Genomic DNA, 1,930 nt, shown 5'->3' with positions numbered 1-1,930 from the left:
CGCTAAGACCAATATCACCACTGAGGCCCCCTGGCTCCGGGCCCAAATCGCCTACATTCTGCCCGATCGTAAAGTCTTCGGTGCCAGTAGGTATTTTGCCGGAGGTGCCTCCGACTTTCATACTTTCTGGCGACAGCTGTAACGCTCGTAAGAGAGGTTGCCAGCATCTCGTGACGAGCAAGACATTTTCAGTCTCCGAGAATGTAGGGTGACGGAGGGCGGAGCGGGCGGGGGCTCAAACCGCCGTCACCACGTTCCAGCCCCCCGCCCGCGGAGCCCGTAGTCACCCGGGTCAAGACGAGACACCTTGGCCATGCAGCCCAGAGTCACCCAGGCTACCGACAGACAGTTACATTTCTCGTCCGTCGTTTTTCAATCACCTTTCTAACAAACAAACCATTGGGGGAATCGAAGTACTTATGACCAAGAAACAAACCAACGTTGCCATTACCACCGTCGCGATATTCGTCGCCACGTTCATGACCGCCGTGGAGGGGACCATCGTCTCCACTGCGATGCCCACCATCATCGGCAGCCTCCACGGGGTCGAGCTGATGAACTGGGTCTTCTCGATTTATCTGCTCACCAACGCCATGGTCACCCCCGTTTACGGCAAGCTGGCCGACGCCATTGGCCGCAAGCCGGTCCTGCTGGTGGGGCTGGCCATCTTCATTGTCGGCTCCTGCTTGGCCGGCTTGGCCCAGAATATGATGCAGCTGATTGCCTTTCGGGCGCTGCAAGGTATCGGTGCGGGCGCGATTCAGCCGGTCACCTTCACCATCATCGCCGACATCTATCCCATTGAGAAGCGGGCCAAGGTGCTGGGCTTCAACGGCTCGGCTTGGGGCATTGCCTCGGTCATCGCACCGCTGCTGGGCGGCTTCATCGTCGAACGGCTTTCTTGGCACTGGATTTTCTTCATCAACCTGCCCATCGGTCTGATCACCATCGCGCTGGTCCAATTCTTCTTCTTCGAATCCCGGGAGAAACGGGCGGTGCACATCGATTATCCTGGCGTCGTCAGCCTGCTGCTGACGCTGTTTGCCTTGATGATCGGCCTGCAGCTGCTCACCGATACCAGTACACGGCTGGTCGCTTTCGCGGCGCTGGTCCTGTTCGTCGTGGGCTTCGTGGTCTTTGTACGGTTAGAAAGAAAAGCCAGCGATCCCGTGATCGACCTGGCCTTGTTCAAAAATCGTTCGTTTGTCATTCAAAACAGCGTGGCAGCCCTGGTCTCCGGCTTTCTCATCGGCTTCGAATCCTACATGCCCATGTGGATGCAGGGGATTCTCGGCTTGCCGGCTTCCATGGGCGGCTTCGCGGTGACGCCCAGTTCCGTGATGTGGATCTTCGGCTCATTCCTGGCCGGCCACCTGCTGGTCAAGTGGAGTCCGAAGCGGGTGCTGACGATTGCCTTGGCCTGGCTGCTGGCGGGGGCCGTGGCGCTGGCCACCGTCCCGGTCCAGACGCCGTTCATCGTTTTCTTGGTGATTGCCGGCTGGCTGGGAATCTCCTTCGGCTTGATCATCACCATTACCACCGTGACCGTTCAGAATTCCGTCGCCCAGTCCGAAGTCGGGGTCGCCACGTCCTTCAACACGCTTAGCCGGACGCTGGGCCAGACACTGATGGTGTCGGTCTTCGGCATCGTCTTGAATACCCACTTCGCCAGCGGGGTGGCTGGCCATGCCGGGCTGACCACCGATATGCTGAATAAGCTGATCGATCCGCAGACGGCCGCTCAGCTTCCGGCGAAGCTGCTGCCTGCGCTGCGGGGCATCCTTTACAGCGGCCTGCACGGTGTCTACCTGGTAGGCATTGCCATTATCGCCATTGCCTTAGTATGCAACTTGTTCGACATTCCGGCGAAGCTGGGGTTGAGAAAGGCGGCTAAACCCGCCCGTTCCTCCGCACCGCAGGAAAACTCTTA

General features: G+C 59.0%; 1 protein-coding gene. It reads left to right on the top strand.

Going from position 1 to position 1,930, the window contains the following annotated elements; genetic code table 11:
• Window positions 1-419: 419 nt before the first annotated feature.
• Window positions 420-1,930: MDR family MFS transporter (locus tag L248_RS12360; protein ID WP_022530581.1), on the top strand; the 1,511-nt coding region annotated here is incomplete at its 3' end.

Source organism: Schleiferilactobacillus shenzhenensis LY-73, from assembly GCF_000469325.1.
Taxonomy (GTDB): Bacteria; Bacillota; Bacilli; order Lactobacillales; family Lactobacillaceae; genus Schleiferilactobacillus; species Schleiferilactobacillus shenzhenensis.
This window is presented reverse-complemented; position numbering and strand designations above follow the sequence as displayed.